The sequence below is a fragment of the Stenotrophomonas sp. 2YAF22 genome (genome assembly GCF_052114665.1).
Classification (GTDB): domain Bacteria; phylum Pseudomonadota; class Gammaproteobacteria; order Xanthomonadales; family Xanthomonadaceae; genus Stenotrophomonas; species Stenotrophomonas indicatrix.
This window is the reverse complement of sequence record NZ_JBFRFE010000686.1, coordinates 1-2,145: the sequence shown is the minus strand read 5'-3', so window position 1 is coordinate 2,145 and position 2,145 is coordinate 1. Positions and strand designations below refer to the sequence as shown.

The window sequence follows — 2,145 nt, the reverse complement described above, 5'->3', positions numbered from 1 at the left end:
GCGTCCTGGAACTTGTGTGCCTGTGCCAGGAAGCCCTGCGCCGGATTGCTGTCGAAGATCTTGATGAAACCGGCATAGGTGGTGCAGATCAGCAACCACACCGCAGGCACCGCGGTGACCCACGCGTAGCGGTCACGCTTCATCTTGAACAGCACCACCGTGCCGAGCATCAGCGCGATGCCCGCCAGCATCTGGTTGGAGATGCCGAACAACGGCCACAACGTCTGGATGCCGCCGAACGGATCGACCACGCCGGTGTACAGCAGGTAGCCCCACAGCGCCACGCAGCCGGCCGTACCGATGATGTTCGCGGTCCACGATTCGGTCTTCTTCAGTGCAGGAATGAAGTTGCCGAGCAGGTCCTGCAGCATGAAGCGACCGGCACGGGTGCCCGCATCCACAGCGGTGAGGATGAACAGCGCTTCGAACAGAATGGCGAAGTGGTACCAGAACGCCATCATCGCGTCGCTGCTGCTGGGTATTGCCTCATGCAGGATCTGCGCGATGCCCACCGCCAGAGTGGGTGCACCACCGGCACGGTGCAGGATGGTCGGTTCACCGATGGCTGCGGCCGTGGCCGTCAGCTGTTCGGGGGTGATGGTGAAGCCCCAGGTATTGGTGATGTAGTGCGCGGCCGACGCTGCATCGGCACCGATCACCGCTGCCGGGCTGTTCATCGCGAAGTAGATGCCCGGATCGATGATCGACGCGGCCACCAGTGCCATCACGGCCACGAACGATTCCATCAACATGCCGCCGTAGCCGATGTAGCGCATGTGCGCTTCATTGGCCAACAGCTTCGGTGTGGTACCCGAAGAAATCAGTGCATGGAAGCCCGACACCGCGCCGCAGGCGATGGTGATGAACAGGAACGGGAACATGCCGCCCTTCCACACCGGGCCGTCGCCGCTGGCAGCGAACTGGGTCAGCGCCGGCATCTTCAGTTCCGGCATCACCACCAGGATGCCGATGGCCAGCGCGATGATCGTGCCGATCTTCAGGAAGGTCGACAGGTAGTCGCGCGGTGCCAGCAGCAGCCACACCGGCAGCACCGAGGCGACGAAGCCGTAGCCGATCAGCATCCAGGTGATCTGGGTGCCGGTGAAGGTGAAGGCCGGGCCCCAGGTCGGGTCTGCCGCCACCTTGCCGCCGAACCAGATCGCGGCCAGCAGCAGCACCAGGCCCACCACCGAGATCTCACCGATCTTGCCTGGCCGGATGTAGCGCATGTAGACGCCCATCAGGATCGCGATGGRCATCGTGGCGATCACCGTGAACATGCCCCACGGGCTTTCGGCCAGCGCCTTGACCACCACCATCGCCAGCACGGCCAGGATGATGATCATGATCAGGAAGGCACCGAACAACGCGATGGTGCCGGGCACCTGGCCCATTTCTTCGCGTACCAGGTCACCCAGTGAGCGGCCGTTGCGGCGGCTGGACAGGAACAGGACCATGAAGTCCTGCACCGCGCCGGCCAGCACCACACCGACCACCAGCCACAGCAGGCCGGGCAGGTAGCCCATCTGCGCGGCCAGCACCGGGCCGACCAGCGGACCGGCACCGGCAATGGCGGCGAAGTGGTGGCCGAACAGCACGTGCTTGTTGGTCGGGACGTAGTCCAAGCCATCGTTGTTGATCACCGCCGGGGTGGCCCGGGTCGGATCGATCTGCATCACCTTGTCGGCGATGAACAGGCTGTAGAAGCGGTAGGCGACCAGGTACAGCGATACCGCCGCCACCACGATCCACAGCGCATTGATGTGCTCACCGCGTCGAAGCGCCACCGTGCCCAGGCAGAACGCGCCGAGCAGGGCGAGGGCCGCCCAGCCTATTTTGGAAAAACCTTTCATGAGGTGCTCTCTCCCGGAAAGACAGGCAAAGAGTCCCGCGTGCCCCTGGCAGGGTCAATGTGCACGGGACCATTCAGCGGTAGTACTTTGGTCGTACATGGGTGTGGCAGGTGGCGATGTTCCCTCGCTGCCCACAACGCAGGCGGTGCCGGCGTGCGGACATGACATGCGGCGAACACCAAGGATGGAACAATCGGTTGCGGTGACATCCATTGGCGTTGCGCGCTGCAGCGTCCATTTTTACCGGCATCCATCCAACAGGAGTCACCATGAGCCTTCCCGAGCCGGTCCG

1 protein-coding gene is annotated in these 2,145 nt (G+C 63.7%); it reads right to left on the bottom strand.

The window, feature by feature from the left end:
- Nucleotides 1-1,853 (bottom strand): carbon starvation CstA family protein (locus AB4Y84_RS19930; protein WP_442250755.1); only part of this gene is annotated, 1,853 nt, incomplete at its 3' end.
- Nucleotides 1,854-2,145 lie beyond the last annotated feature (292 nt).